16 protein-coding genes are annotated in these 17,031 nt (G+C 69.0%); 7 read left to right on the top strand and 9 right to left on the bottom strand.

Annotated elements, in window-relative coordinates:
- Positions 1-415: 415 nt before the first annotated feature.
- The gene (locus C6P64_RS10490) at positions 416-1,408 is read left to right on the top strand and encodes a patatin-like phospholipase family protein (RefSeq protein ID WP_245911696.1); all 993 of its coding nucleotides are present in this window, start codon (positions 416-418) and stop codon (positions 1,406-1,408) included.
- Here C6P64_RS10490 and C6P64_RS10495 read toward each other — a convergent pair.
- The 4 genes from C6P64_RS10495 to C6P64_RS10510 all read right to left on the bottom strand — a co-directional run bounded on the left by C6P64_RS10495 (position 1,351) and on the right by C6P64_RS10510 (position 5,215).
- On the bottom strand, positions 1,351-2,346 hold the full coding sequence (locus C6P64_RS10495; RefSeq protein WP_105748532.1) for a DMT family transporter: 996 nt from the start codon (positions 2,344-2,346) through the stop codon (positions 1,351-1,353). The two genes, C6P64_RS10490 and C6P64_RS10495, sit on opposite strands and share 58 nt — an antisense overlap.
- Positions 2,347-2,389: 43 nt before the next feature.
- Positions 2,390-3,634: an NAD(P)/FAD-dependent oxidoreductase gene (locus C6P64_RS10500; protein WP_105748520.1), complete on the bottom strand. Its 1,245-nt coding sequence runs from the start codon at positions 3,632-3,634 to the stop codon at positions 2,390-2,392.
- 6 nt (positions 3,635-3,640) lie between these two features.
- A complete protein-coding gene (locus C6P64_RS10505) occupies positions 3,641-3,964 on the bottom strand; it encodes a 2Fe-2S iron-sulfur cluster-binding protein (protein ID WP_105748533.1) in 324 nt (107 codons plus the stop codon).
- 69 nt (positions 3,965-4,033) lie between these two features.
- Complete coding sequence (locus tag C6P64_RS10510) at positions 4,034-5,215, bottom strand: cytochrome P450 (protein WP_105748521.1); 1,182 nt, start codon at positions 5,213-5,215, stop codon at positions 4,034-4,036.
- A 106-nt stretch (positions 5,216-5,321) separates the two neighbouring features.
- Between C6P64_RS10510 and C6P64_RS10515 the strand changes: the two genes are divergently transcribed.
- Entirely contained in the window at positions 5,322-6,299 is a 978-nt protein-coding gene (locus C6P64_RS10515; RefSeq protein ID WP_105748522.1) for a helix-turn-helix domain-containing protein, read from the top strand.
- 74 nt (positions 6,300-6,373) lie between these two features.
- Positions 6,374-8,962, top strand: a complete 2,589-nt coding sequence (locus C6P64_RS10520; protein ID WP_105748523.1) for a chemotaxis protein CheW — start codon at positions 6,374-6,376, stop codon at positions 8,960-8,962.
- Between the two features lie 7 nt (positions 8,963-8,969).
- On the opposite strand, the gene C6P64_RS10525 is transcribed toward C6P64_RS10520, so the two are convergent.
- Positions 8,970-9,893, bottom strand: coding sequence for a LysR family transcriptional regulator (locus C6P64_RS10525; RefSeq protein ID WP_211296831.1), 924 nt, complete (start codon positions 9,891-9,893; stop codon positions 8,970-8,972).
- An 81-nt stretch (positions 9,894-9,974) separates the two neighbouring features.
- Here C6P64_RS10525 and C6P64_RS10530 point away from each other — a divergent pair, with 81 nt between their 5' ends.
- On the top strand, positions 9,975-10,322 hold the full coding sequence (locus tag C6P64_RS10530) for a protocatechuate 4,5-dioxygenase subunit alpha (RefSeq protein WP_105748524.1): 348 nt from the start codon (positions 9,975-9,977) through the stop codon (positions 10,320-10,322).
- 17 nt (positions 10,323-10,339) lie between these two features.
- Positions 10,340-11,191, top strand: coding sequence for a class III extradiol dioxygenase family protein (locus tag C6P64_RS10535; RefSeq protein WP_105748525.1), 852 nt, complete (start codon positions 10,340-10,342; stop codon positions 11,189-11,191).
- Between the two features lie 50 nt (positions 11,192-11,241).
- Here C6P64_RS10535 and C6P64_RS10540 read toward each other — a convergent pair whose 3' ends face one another.
- From C6P64_RS10540 to C6P64_RS10555, 4 genes are read right to left on the bottom strand one after another with little or no spacing between them, the layout of a single operon-like run.
- A complete protein-coding gene (locus tag C6P64_RS10540) occupies positions 11,242-11,685 on the bottom strand; it encodes a universal stress protein (RefSeq protein WP_105748526.1) in 444 nt (147 codons plus the stop codon).
- A gap of 31 nt (positions 11,686-11,716) precedes the next feature.
- The gene (locus C6P64_RS10545) at positions 11,717-13,264 is read right to left on the bottom strand and encodes a DHA2 family efflux MFS transporter permease subunit (protein WP_245911697.1); all 1,548 of its coding nucleotides are present in this window, start codon (positions 13,262-13,264) and stop codon (positions 11,717-11,719) included.
- 10 nt (positions 13,265-13,274) lie between these two features.
- Positions 13,275-14,402 carry an HlyD family efflux transporter periplasmic adaptor subunit gene (locus tag C6P64_RS10550; protein WP_105748528.1) on the bottom strand — a complete coding sequence of 376 codons (1,128 nt, stop codon included), beginning with the start codon at positions 14,400-14,402 and terminating at the stop codon, positions 13,275-13,277.
- A 25-nt stretch (positions 14,403-14,427) separates the two neighbouring features.
- Positions 14,428-15,885, bottom strand: coding sequence for an efflux transporter outer membrane subunit (locus C6P64_RS10555; protein WP_105748529.1), 1,458 nt, complete (start codon positions 15,883-15,885; stop codon positions 14,428-14,430).
- A 95-nt stretch (positions 15,886-15,980) separates the two neighbouring features.
- On the opposite strand from C6P64_RS10555, the gene C6P64_RS10560 reads away from it, so the two are divergent.
- Positions 15,981-16,598 (top strand): TetR/AcrR family transcriptional regulator, encoded by a 618-nt coding sequence (locus C6P64_RS10560; protein ID WP_105748530.1) that lies wholly within the window; start codon positions 15,981-15,983, stop codon positions 16,596-16,598.
- A 140-nt stretch (positions 16,599-16,738) separates the two neighbouring features.
- On the top strand, positions 16,739-16,960 hold the full coding sequence (locus C6P64_RS10565) for a hypothetical protein (protein ID WP_146115903.1): 222 nt from the start codon (positions 16,739-16,741) through the stop codon (positions 16,958-16,960).
- The last annotated feature ends 71 nt before the right edge of the window (positions 16,961-17,031 follow it).

Genomic DNA, 17,031 nt, shown 5'->3' on the forward strand with positions numbered 1-17,031 from the left:
TTGATTAATACAACAAAGCCGATGATTGGGTAAATGTTTTTTCGGCGCTGTTAGTCACAGCAGGACGTCAAATGCAGCCATCCCGACAACCACCACCCGACCTCTCCTTGTGTACTCTCGCTCTTGCGCCCGCCCCAGTCACTGCCGCGCATCCTTGTTGCACCGCAACACAAATAGACTATGCTGATCCCTCCAAGCCGGCTTCTCTGCCTGCCACTAGGCCACGGACCCGGCCCCAAACCAGATGGAGTCATCAGCCATGGCATCGCGCCCCGATCAGACCTGGATTCGACGCTGGCTCAGCGGGCTGGGCTGGGGCTCGAGTCCCGCGCCCGGGGCCCCGGCAGCCCCAGCTGCCCCGACGGCCCCGACGGCCCCGACGGCCCCGACGGCCCCGACGGCCCCGGCCGGGCCCTTGCGCCTCAACCTCGCCCTGCAGGGCGGTGGCGCCCATGGCGCCTTCACCTGGGGGGTGCTGGACGCCTTGCTCGATCAGCCCGGGCTCCAGGTCGAGGGCCTGAGCGGCAGCAGCGCCGGCGCGATGAACGCGGTGCTGTTTGCCGACGGCTGGCTCAAGGGCGGACGCGACGGCGCGCGGCGCAGCCTGGAGTCTTTCTGGACCGGGGTCGGCCAGCAGATGCCCTGGGGCCTGCTGGCCCAGCATCGGGACGACCGGGTCGGGCTGTCGCCGCTGGGCAAGATGCTGTACCGCTGGTCGGGCATCTTCTCGCCCGCGCAGCTCAATCCCTTCGACTTGAACCCGCTGCGCGACCTGCTGGTCAGCCAGGTGGATTTCGAGCGGCTGCGGCGGCACAGCCCGTTCAAGTTGTTCATCGGCGCGACCCAGGCGAGTTCGGGCAAGCTGCGCATCTTTCGCGAGCATGAGCTTACGGTCGACATGATGCTGGCCTCGGCTTGCCTGCCGCGGATCCACCATCCGATCCGGATCGACGGCGAGGTGTACTGGGACGGCGGCTTCAGCGCCAATCCGCCCGTGGCGCCGCTGTTCTACGACTGCGAGAGCCGGGACCTGCTGCTGGTGCTGCTCAATCCGCTGCTGCGCCACGGCGTGCCGCATACCCGGCCCGAGATCGAGGCCCGCATCACCGAGCTGGCCTTCACGGCCAACTTCATGGGCGAGATGCGGCTGCTGGTCCAGGCCATCCAGGCCAGCCGGGCGGCGCCCGCCGGTCGGCTGGAGCAGGGCTTGCAGCAGCTGCGCTTTCACATGATCGATACCCGCGAGCTGGCCGCCTTCCAGCAAAGCGACACCAAGCTGCTGGCCTATGGCCCGTTCCTCGAGTGGCTGCGCGACCTGGGGCGGGAGCGGGGCAGGGCCTGGTGGGGGGCCTACTCGGCCGCGCTGGGGCAGCGCTCATCCATCGACGTCGAGGCCCTGTTCGGCTGAGACTCGCTCGGGCGCACCGCCCACCAGACGCCGACGATCAGCAGCGCCGCGCCGGTCAGCGTCAGCGCATCGGGCCAGCGTCCGCGCAGCAGCCAGGCATAGGCCAGCGCCGACAGCGTCTCGAACACGATCAGCTGGCCGGCGATGTTGGTCGGCAGGCGCTGGCTGGCCTCGTTCCAGCACAGCGTGCCGACCCAGGACGCCAGCAGCCCGATCGCCAGCATCTGCAGCACGAAATGCAGCGGCCTGGGGCCCAGCGGCAGGTCGAAGTCCAGCCAGCCGGCCAGGCTGGCGATCCAGAGCGCGCCATAGCCCAGCAAGGCCAGCGGCAGCGTGGTCAGGCCTTGCGCCGTGGCCCAGGCACGCGCCGGCCGGTCCGGGTGATGGCGCAGCCAGTCGGCGTTGCGCAGCGGGTACCAGGTCCAGCAGGCGACGGCTATCAGCGCCAGCAGCACGCCGGCCAGGTAGCGGCCCAGGTCCATGTCGCCCGACTCGCGCAGCGCCTGCAGCTCGACCTGGTTCACGCAGGCGATGCCCAGCCCGATCGCCAGCAGCGAGGGCCCGAGCTTGCCCCAGGGCAGCCGGCCGTCGCGCAGCTGGTTGCGCCGGTTCGCCACGATGGCGATCACCACCGGCAGCGTGCCGATGATCATGGTCGGCAGCGGCCCGCCGGCGCGCTGGATGGCGCCTGCCAGGCAGAGATAGTAGAGCAGGTTGCCGATCGCCGACAGCTTGAGTGCCTCGACCCAGTCGGCGCGCGTGAGCTGGCGCAGCTCGACCCGGTCCAGCCAGGCCAGCGGCAGCGCGATCAGGCCGAAGGCCAGGTAGCGCCCGACCGACTGCAGGGCGGCCGGATAGTCGGGCAGCAGCAGCGGACCGACAAACACCCCGCCCCACAGCAGCCCCGCCGCGAGGGCAAACCCGACACCTGTCCACATGGCCATCCTTGCTCAGAAACAGCCATTGTAGGGAGGCGGCGTCCTACTTCAGCAGGCTGCCCAGGTCGAAGCCGAGGTCGGCCGCTTGCTCGGGTGTCGGCGAGATGCCGGCGTCGAGCAGCTTGCGCGCCTGCAGGTGGTCCTTGGCGGCGTTGACGCTGTCGACCGCGATCAGCTTGTCCGCGCGGAAATGGTAGATGCTGAACGAGGTGCCTGTCATGTCGCCACGCACGGCCCAGGCTTCGGCACCGCCAGAGAGGCCCGCCATCTGCAGCTTCTTGTCGTACTGGTCGCTCCAGAACCAGGGCGTGGCCGTGAACGGACGCTCCTGGCCCAGCAGCGCGGCGGCGGCCGACTTGCCCTGTTCGGTCGCGTTCTGCACCGATTCGAGCCGGATCAGGCTGCCGTCCGCCAGCCGGCGCGCGGTGCAGTCGCCCGCTGCGACGATGGCCGGGTCGCTGCTGCGGCAGCAGGCATCGACCACGATGCCGCGCTCGCATTCGAGGCCGGCGGCCTGCGCCAGGCCGTCGTTGGCATTGACGCCGATGCCGACCACGACCAGGCCGGCCGGCAGCAGGCGGCCGTCGGCCAGTCGCACGCCGCTGACCGAGCCGTCGGCGGCGGTCTCGAGCGCCTCGATGCGCGCATCGAACACCAGCTCGACGCCATGGCTGCGGTGCAGCGCGGCGTACCAGTCGGACAGCGCGGGCGCCAGCACGCGGCCGAGCAGGCGCGGCGCGGCTTCCAGCACGGTGACCGCCAGGCCCTTCTTGCGCGCGGTGGCCGCGACCTCGAGGCCGATGAAGCCGCCGCCGATCACGACCACGGGCCGTTGCTGCTCCTGGCACAGCGCGAGCCGGGCCGAGATCGCGTCGGCATCGCCGCGCGAACGCAGCGCGTGCACGCCAGCGGCGTCGCCGCCCGGCAGCGGCAGGCTGCGCGGGGTCGAGCCGGTGGCCAGCACCAGGCCGTCATAGGGCAGGGCGCTGCCGTCGGCCAGCAGCACCTGCTTGACCGCACGGTCGATCGACGCCACCTTGACCTCGGTGCGCAGCTCGATGTTCTTGCGCGCCAGCATCTCGGGCGCGCGCATCACGAGCTGGGCGCCGTCCATCTCGCCGGCCAGCCAGGCCTTGGACAGGGGCGGACGGTGATAGGGGCCATGGGGCTCGTCGCCGAGCAGGGTGATGCGGCCGGCATAGCCGCCGGCACGCAGCGACTCGGCCGTCTGCACGCCGGCCTGGCCGGCGCCAATGATCACGATGCCAGCCTGGATGCTGTCGCTCATGGTGGCTTATTCCTGGATCGCGGGCAGGTTCAGGATCAGGCCGGCGAGCGCGGGCGAGGCCTTGAGTTGGCAGGCCAGGCGGCTGGTGGCGCGGCGCTCGGCGGCGACGTTCTCGAGCATGTCGAGCTCGGCTTCGCTGGCAGGCGGCAGGTCGCCCAGGCGGGCTTCGTCGACATAGCAGTGGCAGGTGGCGCAGGCGCAGGAGCCGCCGCATTCGCCGAGGATGCCCTCGACGCCGTTGGCGATGGCGCCCTGCATCAGGTTCCAGCCGTCCGGCAGGTCGACGGTGGTGGATTGGCCGCTGGCCTCGACATAGGTGATCTGGGTCATGTTGTGGTCCGGAAAAAACGAAAAGGCTGCCTGCCGGTGGCCCGGCGGCAGCATCAGCTTACAGGAGGATCAGGCGGTGGTCAGCTGCAGCACCAGCGGGCTGCGGAAGGTCGAGGACGGCATCCAGGGCAGCTGGTCGGCCACGCGGCGGTACTGCGGCACCACCTGGTGGAATTCTTCGAAGGCGATCTTGACCGCCAGGCGCGCGATCGCGGTGCCCAGGCAGGCATGGACGCCGCCGCCGAAGCCCAGGTGGCCGCGCGGCTTGCGCGTGATGTCGTAGACATCGGGGTTCGGGTACTGGCGCTCGTCGCGGTTGCCTGAACCGTAGGCCAGGCAGACGAAGTCGCCTTCCTTCATGGTCTGGCCGTGCAGTTCGACATCCTTCATCAGGCGGCGGCGGAAGCGCTGGGCCGAGGTGTTGAAGCGCAGCGACTCCTCGATCGCGTCGGGCAGCAGCGCCGGGTTGGCGACCACGGCGGCGCGTGCCTCGTCATAGGTCGCCAGGTTGTAGGCGAACATCATCATGAAGCCGCCGAGCGACTCGACGCCGGCCATGATCAGCGTGGTGGTGGTCAGCAGCACTTCGTTGTCGTCGAGGCGGTCGCCGTCGATCTCGGCCAGCGCGAAGTTGCTGATCAGGTCGTTGCGCGGCTCGGCGCGGCGCATCGCGATCACCTGGGACGCATAGTCCTTCATCCAGTTGAAGGCGGCGATATGCTCGGGGCCCTTGGCGCGGGTGCGGGCATCGGACTGCACCATCATCACCGCGTTCTCGCGCACGATCTTCTCGTCGACGATGGCCTCGTCGCCCATCGGCAGGCCGAGCGCCGCCATCAGCACCTTGACGGTGAACTGGGCCGAGACATCCTTGAAGTCGAATTCCTGCTTGCCCTTGAGCTGGCCGAACACTTCCTTGGCGACGGCGCGGATCGGCTCCTCGAGCGCCATCAGGTTGCGCTTCATGAAGGCGTGCTGGATCAGGCCGCGCAGGCGGTCATGCTTTGGTGGGTCCGAGCTGCCCAGGGTGGCACCGGCACGGCCCGGCAGTTCGGTCATCAGGTTGCCGCTGGCCGACGAGTAGGTCTGCCAGTCCTGGCCGGCAGTCACGATGTCGGAGTAGCGCGACAGGATCCACATCTGCGCTTCCTCGCTCCAGAAGCAGGGGAACTCGTCGCGCAGGCGCTTGTAGTACGGGAAGGGATCGGCGTCTACCGCGGGGGAATAGGGGTCGAAGTGAAAGTCGCTCATGCTGTCTCCTCAAACTGGGATGGATGTGACTTTAAGGCCGGACCCAGGCCGATACCAGGCAAAATCACGCTGAAAAATAGTACTTTTCGTTCAGAATCAATCCGACATGAGAAATTCCGAAGCGCTCCCGTCCAGTCCCGCCCCCGTCCGTCCCCGATCCAGCCGGCGCGCGCCGGGCAGTGCGGCGGTGCCGCGCTTTGCGCTCTACGGCGAGACCGCCAGCCCGGGCCAGGAGATGCTGCACATCGAGGAGGTCTGGTCGCGCAGCAGCCTGTATCACTGGGAGATCGAGGCCCACCTGCACCAGGGCCTGTACCAGATCCTGTGGGTGCGCCAGGGCCAGGTCTCGGTGCTGCTCGACGAGTCGCACGAGTCGGTGGTCGGGCCGGCGGCGATCGTGATTCCGCCCGGGGTGGTGCACGGTTTCCGCTTCGAGCCCGGCACCGATGGCCTGGTGCTGACGCTGAGCGCGCGCTTCCTGGTCGAGGGCGAGTTCCAGGCCGTCGGCGAGGCCTTCCGGGCCCTGTTCGCGGGGCCGGCCGTGGTGCGCTTCGAGGCCGGCGAGGCGCCGATGCAGCGGCTCGATGCGCTGCTGCGCGAGCTCGCGGCCGAGTTCATGCTGCCCGGCAACGCGAATTCGCCGGTGCCGCTGTGGCTGGCGCGCGCGCTGGTCTGGCGCCTGGCCCAGGCTTGCGACCGGCTGCGCCAGGCCGGCGGCGCGGCGGCGCACCGGCACCAGGCGCAGTTCACCCGCTTCCTGCTGCTGGTCGAGCAGCATTTCCTCGAGCATTGGTCGATCGAGCAGTACGCCTCGCGCCTGGGCCTGAGCACGCCGCGGCTGAACCGGCTGGCGCGCGCCGAGAGCGGGCGCTCGGCGCTCGATCTGGTGCACGAGCGCCTGACGCGCGAAGCCTGCCGGCGTCTGGTCTACATCGCCGCGCCGGTGGCCAGCGTGGCCGAGGAGCTGGGTTTCGCCGACCCGGCCTATTTCTCGCGCTTCTTCAAGCGCCGCATCGGCATGAATCCGCACCGCTGGCGCCAGGCCCAGCTCGGCGGGCTGGGCGATGCCGCCGCACCGACTTGAACCATTGATGCACCATCGTGGTGCTTCTGGCTGGCATGAGGCTTGCTGAGTCAAGGTCTCTGCCGCGAGACACCATGACCCCACAAGCTTCCACCCTTCCGATCGACACCTTCCTGCCTTACATGCGCGACGTGGTGCGCTGCGAGCAGTCGCTGCACGAGCTGCACCTGATGTGGCGCATGATCGAGTCGTCGGCCAAGATGAACTGCCCGCTCGAGGCCCGCAGCATCCTGCCGACCATGGCGGCGACGCGCGCCGGCTTCAAGCGGCTCGAGCAGGAGCTGGTCGCCAGCCTGGTCGGCGAGAAGGTGGCCAATGTGCTCGATGCGATCGGCACCCAGGCCCAGTACGTGATCGACATCGTGGTGCGCAACCTGTACGAGCGCACCGCCGATGTCGGCTTCCTGGCGCGCGACCGCGAACTCTGCGCCTTCGTCGCCGGCCTGCAAGACGATGCCGGACGCATCCGCGAGCGCCTGTGCGCCTACCGCAGCAAGTACACGGTCTACGATGAGATCGTGCTGCTCGATCTGCAGGGCAACGTGCTGGTCCATGTCAACGAGTACGCGCCGATCGAGGGCAGCGTCGATCCGCTGGTCGCGCAGACGCTGGCGACCGATGGCTTCGTCGAGACCTTCCGCGCCACCGACCTGCGGCCCGGCCTGACCCAGGCGCTGATCTATTCGCGCCGCATCCTGCATCCGGACACCGGTGCCGTCGTCGGCCTGCTCTGCCTGAGCTTCGACTTCGCGGCCGAGCTGGCGGGCATCTTCCGCTCGCACCGCGACCCGGAAGGCCGCGCCAACATGCTGCTGCTCGACGCCGACAACCGGGTCATCGCCAGCGCCGATCCGGGCTGGATTCCGCTCGGCGTCCAGGTGCCGGTCAACCCCAGCGGCCAGCCGCGGCTGCGCGTCCATGGCGGGCGCGAATACCTGGTGCGCACCTTCGCGGCCGAGGGCTACCAGGGCTACCAGGGGCCGGCGGGCTGGCAGGGCCAGGTCATGATTCCGGTCGACCTGGCGTTTTCTGCCGGCAAGCGCCAGCCGCTCGAGAGCCTGGAGCCCGCGCTCGCCAGCGGCCTGCTGTCCCACGCCAGCTCGTTCAGCCCGCCGCTGTACGAGATCATGCGTGCGACCGAGACCATCCGGCGCGTGGTCTGGAACGGCCAGGTGGTCTCGGCCGGCCAGGATGGCGGGCACCGCAAGCTCAAGAGCATCCTCGAGCAGATCAGCGAGACCGGCGCGCGCAGCAACCAGCTGTTCTCGCAGTCGATCAGCGATCTCTACGAGACCGTGCTCGAGTCCAACCTCAGCAATGCCGAATCGGTCGCGCACCTGCTGGTCGATCTGCTGGACCGCAACCTCTACGAGCGCGCCAACGACTGCCGCTGGTGGGCGCTGACGCCGGAGCTGCGCGCGGCGCTGGCCCTGCCGCCCGGCGAGCCGGTGCCGGACCTGCAGCCCATCCTCGACTACATCAACCAGCTCTACACCGTCTACAGCCGCCTGTTCGTCTACGACTCCGACGGGTTGATCCTGGCCAGCAGCCATCCCGAGCAGGCCGGCCTGCCGGGCGACAGCGTGGTCGGCCAGCGCCTCGACCCCGAGACCCTGGGCGCCGTGCTGCAGCTGCGCAGCGAGCAGTCCTACCATGTGACGCCGTTCCAGGCCAGTCCGCTGAGCGGCGGGCTGCCGAGCTACATCTACCACGCCGCGATCCGCGACCCGGCCCAGCCCGACCGGGCGCTGGGCGGCATCGGCATCGTCTTCGATGCCGAGCGCGAGTTCGCCGCCATGCTGCGCGGCAGCCTGGGCCAGCATGGCGGGGTCACGGCCTTCTACATCGACCGCCAGGCCCGCATCCTGTCGAGCACCGATCCCGCGCGCCCGGTCGGCAGCCGGCTCGAGGTCGATGCCGACCTGCTGGCGCTCAAGACCGGCCAGAGCGTCGCGCGCATCGTCATCCACGACGGCCATTACGCGATCCTGGGCTGCTCGGCCGGCCAGGGCTACCGCGAGTTCAAGGTCAGCGACGGCTATGGCGAGCAGGTGCTGGCGCTGGTGTTCAAGCCGCTGGGCGAGGTGCGCGAGCGCGGCAGCGCGATGCATCCGGCGCTGGCGGCCGGGCTCTCCGAGGCCGTGACCACGGCCACCACCGAAGGCGGGCGTGAGTTCGCCACCTTCTTTGCCGGCGACAGCCTGCTTGCGCTCGATGCCAGCCATGTGCTCGAGGCCCTGCCCGCGTCGGAGCTGACGCCGATGTCGGTCGGCGGCCACCCTTGTCGCATCGGCATGCTGTTGCCGCATGGCGAGGCGCTGGCCAGCCAGTTCGTCTGGGTGTTCGACCTGGGCCGGCTGCTGCACGGCCAGGCCTCGGTCGTCAACAGCAGCAGCCAGGTCATCATCGTGCGCCATGCCGGCCAGACCGTGGGTCTGCTGATCGACGAGCTCCATGGCGTGCCCGAATTCTCCGAGCGCCAGATCGAGCCGCTGCCGCTGGGCCGTCCCGCTGCCGCGGGCCGTCTGGTCGAGCGCCTGATCCGGGCCGATGGCGGGCGGGTGCTGATCCAGCTGCTGGAAGTCGAGCCGCTGTTCCGGGCCCTGCTGAACCGGCCGGCCCCGGCCGCCGAGGCCCAGTCGGCCGAGGTCCTGCCGAGCTGATCGGTCGTCAGCCGCGCCGCTGCGCCAGCGCTGGCGCCACGCTGGCCTCGATCTGGCCGCGCAGCCAGCGGTGCGCCGGGTCCTGCTGGTAGCGCGCGTGCCAGATCAGGAACATCGGCAGCGTCGGGCAGGGCAGCGGCGGCTCGGCATGGGCCAGTCCGGCCAGGGTATGCTGCGCCAGCAGGCCTGGCACGGTCGCCAGCAGCGGCGTGCCGAGCATGAAGGCGGGCAGGGCGCTGAAGCTCGGCAGCAGCAGGCTGAAGCGCCGCTGGATGCCCTGGCCGAGCAGCAGCTGGTCCAGGTCGAGCCGGCGCTGCGGCTCGTACAGCACGGTGGCGTGGCTGGAGGCGAGGTAGTCCGCCAGGTCGCGCGGCGCGGCGCGCTGGGCCGGATCGTAGAACACGCGGTAGCGGTCCTCGAACAGGCGCTTTTGCAGGATGTCGCTGCCGTCGGGCGGGCGCGGGCTGATGATCAGCTGGCACTCGTCGCTGCGCAGTGTTTCCAGCCTGGGCACGCCCGACGCGATCACGCGCAGCGTCACGCCCGGTGCCTGGGCGCGCAGCCGCTGCATCAGTCCCGGCAGCAGCAAGTCGCGCTGGAAGTCGTTGGCCGCGATCGTGATGCGGGCCTGCCAGCGCGCCGGGTCGAACTCGCCGCGGCGCGCGAAGCGCTCGAGCTGGCCCAGCAGCTCGCGTGCCTGCGCGGCCAGTGACTCGGCCTGGGCGGTCGCGACGATGCCGCGGCCCGACTTGACGAACAGCGGGTCCTGGGTGATGGCGCGCAGCTTGTCGAGCTGGTGACTGACCGCCGACTGCGTCACGTCGAGCGCCTGCGCCGCGCCGGTGATGCTGCCGGCCTCCACCACCGCGACCAGCAGTTGCAGCAGGCGCACATCCAGATCGGACCAATCGAATTTGTTCATGCAATACATGATGATCAATCACTTCATTTTATGTGACGGCCTGGGCACACTCGGCTCCATTCCCGTTTTCGCTTTCCCGAGGAGACCGCTGTGAGCCAAAAGATCACCATTCCCGGCACCACGCCTTTCGACGGCGCCGAGGCCATGAAGGGCTATGCCCTGAACAAGATGTGCTTCTCGTTCAACCACCAGGCCAACCGCGACGCTTTCGTCGCCGACCCCGAGGCCTACATGAGCCAGTACGGCCTCAACGAGCAGCAGAAGGCCGCGATCCGTTCCAAGCAGGTGCTCGAGCTGATTGCTGCCGGTGGCAATGCCTATTACCTGGCCAAGTTCGCCGGCATCTTCGGCCTCGACATGCAGGACATCGGCGCGCAGCAGACCGGCATGAGCAAGGAAGCCTTCATGGCCAAGCTGGCCGCCTACGCCCAACAATAATCCCGGAGCACAGACAAATGGCACAACTCATTGGCGGCCTCGCCACCTCGCACATCCCCGCCATCGGCAAGGCGCTGGCCAAGGGCCTGCAGCAGGAGCCCTACTGGAAGCCCTTCTTCGACGGCTTCGCGCCGGTGCACCAGTGGCTCGGCGAGGTCAAGCCCGACGTGCTGGTGATCTTCTACAACGACCACGGCCTGAACTTCTTCCTCGACAAGATGCCGACCTTCGCGGTCGGTGCCGCCGCCGAGTACCACAATGCCGACGAGGGCTGGGGCATTCCCCAGCTGCCGTCGACCGCCGGCGAGCTCGGCCTGTCCTGGCACCTGATCAACCAACTGATCGCCGACGAGTTCGATATCGTGACCTGCCAGGAGATGCTGGTCGACCATGCCTGCACCCTTCCGCTCAAGCTGTTCTGGCCCGGCCATGAGGTCGCCCCGGTGCAGATCGTGCCGATCAACATCAACACCGTGCAGTTCCCGCTGCCGACGGCCAAGCGGGTCTACAAGCTGGGCCAGGCCGTGGGCCGCGCGATCCAGTCCTGGGACAGCGACAAGAAGGTGATGGTGCTGGCCAGCGGTGGCCTGAGCCACCAGCTCGAGGGCGAGCGCGCCGGTCATATCAATTCGCAGTTCGACAAGCAGTTCCTGCAGAGCATGGTCAGCAACCCCGAGTGGGTGACCCAGTTCAGCGACCTCGAGATCGTCGAGAAGGCCGGTACCCAGGGCGTCGAGCTGCTGATGTGGCTGGCGATGCGCGCCGCGCTGACCACGGCCGGCTCGGGCGTGCGCCAGGTGCACAGCAACTACTACCTGCCGATCTCCAATACCGCCACTGGCCTGCTGGCGCTCGAGACCCTCGCGTAAGCAGTCTCCGCCAGCCATGCGGTTCGGCCCAGGCCAGAAGGATTGCCGGTTCAGCGGTAGACCAGCACCGGGATCTTCGAGTGCGTCAGCACCTTCTGCGTCTCGCTGCCCAGCAGCAGCGCCGTGACGCCGCGCCGGCCGTGCGAGGCCATGAAGATCAGGTCGCAGCCCTGGGTCGTGGCGGCCTCGATGATGGCCTCGTGCGGCTTGCTGCGCACCAGCAGCACCCGCGCGCAGGGCACGCCGGCCTCGGCCGCGACCTGCTCGGCGGCCTGCAGGATGTCCTGCGCGCGGCCGTCCACCTTGGCATGGAATTCCTGCTCGATGGTCGCCGAGGTGATGCCGGCCAGGCTGCCGAAGCTGGTCGGCATCGGCGGCTCCACATGGCAGAAGCTCAGGCGGGCGCCGGCCTCCCGGGCGAACGCGACGGCGCGGATGACGGCATCCTGCGACAGCGGCGAGCCGTCGGTGGGCACCAGGATATGCTTGAACATGGTCTATCCTTGTCCTTGAAGGGGGTGGGGCTCAGTGACCGCCGGCAGCCGCCGGGTCCACCTTGCGCGTGGGCTTGGGAGCCAGCCAGATCACGCTGGCCGCGACCAGGAAGGCGATGCCGACCAGCCAGAAGATCTGGTTGGTCGCCAGCATCACGCTCTGGCCGGTGATCAGTCCGTCGAGGTTCTGCAGCACGGCGTCCGGGCTCATGCCGCTGCTCTCCAGAAAGCTCTGCACGCTGTGGTCGGCATCGGCGACCCCGACCAGCTCGGCATGCTGGCGCGTGATGTCGTCGTCCCAGACCGTGGTCACGAGCGAGGTCGCGAAGGCGCCCGACAGGGTGCGCAGGAAGTTCATCAGTCCGGCCGCGTTGGCCATCTCGCTTTCCTCGACGCTGCCCATCGCCAGTCCGGTCAGCGGGATGAAGAAGAAGGGCAGGCCCAGCCCCATCACCATCAGCGGGATCGAGATGCTCCAGTAGTCCATGTCGGTTGTCGCTCCGGTGCGCCACAGCGTCACCAGGCCCATCAGCACCACGCCGCCAAACACCAGCCGGCGCGGATCGACCTTGGCCGACAGGCCGGCAGCCAGTGGCGCCACCATCACCGCGAACACCCCGGTCCAGGCCGTGGCCTGGCCGGCCAGCGACGAGGTATAGCCCATGAAGCTCTGCAGCCAGAGCGGGGTCAGCACGTTGATCGCGAAGAAGGCCGCGAATGCCAGGCTGATGGTCAGCACGCTGATGGAGAAACCCCGGTGCCGGAACACGCGCAGATCGACGATCGGGTGCGGATCGTGCAGCTCCCAGATCAGGAAGGCGACGAAGCCGATTGCCGCGACCACCGCCAGGCCGACGATCTGGCTGGAGGCAAACCAGTCGAGGTTCTTGCCCTCGTCCAGCATCAGCTGCAGCGCACCGACCCAGATCACCAGCAGCAGCAGGCCGATGCGGTCGATCGGATTGCGGATCAGCGGCGCCTCGTAGCGCTTGAGCAGGCGCCAGCCGATGAAGGCGCAGCCCAGCGCGATCGGCAGGTTGATGTAGAAGATCCAGGGCCAGCTGTATTCGTCGCACAGGTAGCCGCCCAGGATCGGGCCCAGCACCGGCGCCACCAGCGTGGTCATCGACCAGAGGCCGATCGCCGCCGGTGCCTTCTCGGCCGGGAAGATGCGCAGCAGCAGGGTCTGCGACAGCGGCATCAGCGGGCCACCGGCCAGGCCCTGGCAGATGCGCGCGAACACCAGCATGCCGAGCGAGGTCGACAGGCCGCACAGCGCCGAGAACAGGCCGAACAGGCCCATCGCCGTCACGAAGACGCGCACTGCGCCGAAGCGCGCCGCCAGCCAGCCGGTCAGCGGCACCGTGATCGCCTCGGCGACCGCGTAGGAGGTGATGACCCAGGTGCCCTGGCTGGTGCTGGCGCCCAGGCTGCCGGCGATGTTGGGCACCGACACGTTGGCGATCGTCATGTCGAGCACGGCGATGAAGTTGGCCGAGGCCAGGATCAGGGCCGCGAACCAGAGCATGCCCCCGCTCAAGGGGGCGTCGCGGTCGCTCGCAAGTGAGGCGCTGCTCATGCCATCACCCTTACTGGGCGCTGCTGCGCGTGTCGATCTTGACCGTCATCGACAGTCCGACCTTGAGCGGATGGGCCTCGAGCTCCTTGGCATCGAGGCGGATGCGCAGCGGCAGGCGCTGCACCACCTTGATCCAGTTGCCGGTCGCGTTCTGGGCCGGAATGGCGGCGAAGGCCGAGCCCGAGCCGCCGGCCAGGCCCTCGACCACGCCGTGGTAGGTGACCGAGCTGCCGTAGAGGTCGGCCGTGACGGTTGCGGTCTGTCCCGGGCGGACCTTCTGCAGCTGGCCTTCCTTGAAGTTGGCGTTGACGTACATGTCCTGCACCGGCACCAGCGACAGCAGCGGGGCGCCGGCTGAGACGCGCTGGCCGATCTGGACCTGGCGCTTGGCCACCACGCCGTCCAGCGGCGCCCGGATCACGGTGCGCTCGAGGTCGACCTTGGCCTGGTCGCGCTTGGCGCGTGCCAGCACGATCTCGGGGTTGCTGTCCTCGCCGGCCTGGTCGATCAGGGCGGCGTTCGCCTCCCGCGCGCCTTGCGCCGCGACCCGGTTGGCGCTGGCCTGGACAATCGCGGCCTTGGCCGACGCCAGCTGGGCCTGGGCCGCCAGATGGGCGTTCTGGGCCCGGGTCAGCTCGTCGCCCGAGACCGAACCCGAGGCCAGCAGCGCCTGGCGCCGCTTGAGGTCGATCTGGGCCCGCTCGAAGTCGGCCTGGGCCGCGCTGAGCTGCGCCTCGGCCCGCTTTTCCTCCGCGATGCGGGCGTTGACCTGGGCCGCCAGTCCGTTGTCGTTGGCGACATAGGCGCGCACGCGGCGGATCGCCCGGCCCAGCTCGGCCTCGGCCTGGGCCAGCGCCAGCTGGGCATCGGTCGGATCGATCGTGACCAGCACATCGCCCTGCTTGACCGCCTGCGTGTCCTTGACCTTGACCTCGGCGATGGTGCCGGCGATGGCCGGCGTGACCTGGGCCACCTCGACCGCCGCATAGGCGTTGTCGGTCGAGACGAAATGCGACGCGTACAGCGTCCAGTAGGCGGTGGTCGCTGCGGCCACCACGACGACGACGCCCCCGAGCGCCAGCAGGCGCTTGTTGCGGCGTTGCTTGAGGGTCTGGTCGATGCTGTTGTCTTGCGTCATGTCGATTCCTTGTCCGGTTGCGTGATTAGCGTTGGGCGACCTGATAACCGCCGCCCAGGGCGCGCTTCAGGGCAATGTCGAGCGAGAGTGAACGGGCGTGCAGCTCGGTCAGCGCGTCCAGGCTGCCCAGCAGCAGGTCCTCGGCCGACAGCACGTCCAGGTAGTTGGCCAGGCCGCCCTCGTAGCGCTCGCGCGCGACGCGGTAGGCCTCGCTGGCGGCGGCCACCGTCTCGCGGCTCTTGGCCAGTTGCGCTGCGAGCGCCTGCTGGCTCAGCGCGCTGTCGGCGACCTCCTGCAGCGCGCGTGCCAGCGTGCCGTGGTAGCGCGCCACGGCTTCCTCGTAGCGGGCTTCGCTGGCGCGCAGTTCGCCGCGCAGCCGTCCGCCGTTGAACAGCGGCAGCGAGATCGCCGGCCCGACGCTGCCGATGGCCGATCCGTTCTTGCTCAGCAGATCGAGCCCGAGCGACTGCACGCCGACAAAGGCCGACAGGTTGATGTTGGGATAGAACTCGGCGCTCTTCTGGTCGATGCGGCTGGCCTGGGCCTGGGCCTGCAGCCGCGCCGCGACCACGTCGGGTCGCCGACCCAGCAGGTCGAGCGCGAGCTGCGCCGGCAGGCCGAAGGCCTGCTCGAACTTGATGCCGGGGCGCTGGATAGACAGCCCGCGGTCGGGTCCGGCGCCGAGCAGGGCGGCCAGCCGGTGCCGCTGCAGGCCGATCTGTTCGTCGATCTGCAGCAGCGCGCCCTCGGCGGCCGCGCGCCTGGCATCGGCCTGGCGCACGCTGGCGCGGTTCTCCATGCCGTGCTCGAAGCGCTCGGCCAGCAGGGCGGCAGTCTTGCGCCTGACCTCGAGCGACTGCACGGCCGTGTCGCGGTTGGCGAACAGGCGGCCCAGCTCGGCATAGGCGCTGGCGATGCCCGACGACAGGATCAGGCGCGCCTGCGCCCATTCGGCCTGGCTGGCCTCGCGCTCGGAGGTGGCGGCGGCCAAGGCCGAGCGGTTGCGGCCCCAGAAGTCGAGCTCCCAGCTGAAGTCCAGCGTCGCGCGACCGTAGTCGTTCCAGCCGTCGGTCTTGGCCGAGCGCGGAAACAGGTAGTTGTAGCTCAGCTTCTCCTCGGTGATCGAGGCGTTGGCGCTCAGCTGCGGGCGCAGCGCGGATGCCGTGGCCTGGGTCGCGGCATCGGCCAGCCGCAGCCGTGCCGCCGCCGCCGCCAGGTCGGGCGAGCCACGCCAGGCTTCCTCGATCAGCGCGTCGAGCTGGGCATCGCCATAGCCCGTCCACCAGCGCTCGACCGGCCAGTCGGACTGGGGCGCTGCCAGCGTCCGCGCGCTCTGCAAGTCGGCCGCGCTGGCCAGCGCGCTGCGCTCGGCCGGCGTCGGCAGCTGGGCACATGCCGCCAGGGCCAGGAGGCTGGCCAGGGTCAGTGCCGAGCGAAGGCGCCGCGATGGCAGGGGTGGGGTGGCGACAGGCGAGAACGGCATCACGGCTCCATTAATAACTGTACCGTTTAGTTTACCATTGACTTCGACCCGGGACAAGATAAAATGTACGCCTTGGTTTAAAAAAGGATGGCAGCGTGAGAAAAAAGACCGAAACCAAGAGGCAGGCAATCCTCGACGTGGCGGCCGATCTGTTCCGGGAATCGGGTTTCGAGCGTGCCTCGATGTCCGAGCTCTGCCTGCGCGTCGGCGGCTCCAAGGCCACGCTCTACAACTACTTCTCGTCCAAGGAAGAGGTCTTCGCCGAGGTGCTGATGCAGGCGACCGAGGCCCAGTTCCAGGCCACCCACGAGGCGCTCGACCCGACGCTGCAGGACATCACCCAGGCGCTCGAGCGCTTTGGCCAGGGCCTGCTGATCCTGCTCTATTCGCCCCAGGTGCAGGCCGCGCGCCGGCTGGTGGTGTCCGAGATCGTGCGCTCCGACCTGGGCCGTACCTGCTACGAGCGCGGCCATGCCCGCAGCACGGTCGAGGTGGCCGAGTTCCTGCAGCAGGCGATGGACCAGGGCAAGCTGCGCCAGGCCGACCCGCGGATCGCCGGCCTGCACCTCAAGGGCCTGCTCGAGGCCGAATGGATCGACCGCTTCATGTTCCAGATGCTCGACCAGGTCGACCCGCAGCAGATCGCGGCTTCGGTCAAGCGGGCCGTGGCCGTCTTCATGGCCGCCTACGGGCCGCAGAGCGCCAGCACCTGAGCGGCGCGTGTCGTGCCGGTCGGCCGGCGCGAGGGCGGGAGCGTGGGTGGGCTTAACTGTTGCAAATGCTTGCCAACTGCCAATATTGACATCTATAGGGGTTTGCCCTAATATCGCGTCCATTGTTTGGACCATCCACCATGCTCACCATGATTCCCGCTCTCACGATGCCGCTGGCCCGTGCCATTGCCGATCCGGTCCGCAGCGCCATGACGCTGCCGTTCGAGGCGGCCCGGCAACAGTATTCGCTCGCCGTCAAGGTCGGCCTGCAGCCCAACTCGATGCTGGCCTACCGTCAGCATTTCAACTCGCTCGACCAGCTCGAGAAAGCCACCCTCGGCGCCTTCGCGCGCCAGGTCTGAGTCCCCTTCCCGCGCCGGCCGCCCGGCCGGCATGAAGCGGTAGCAGGCAGCACAAAGCAAGAAGCCCGGAT

The sequence above is a fragment of the Malikia granosa genome (assembly GCF_002980595.1).
Classification (GTDB): domain Bacteria; phylum Pseudomonadota; class Gammaproteobacteria; order Burkholderiales; family Burkholderiaceae_C; genus Malikia; species Malikia granosa.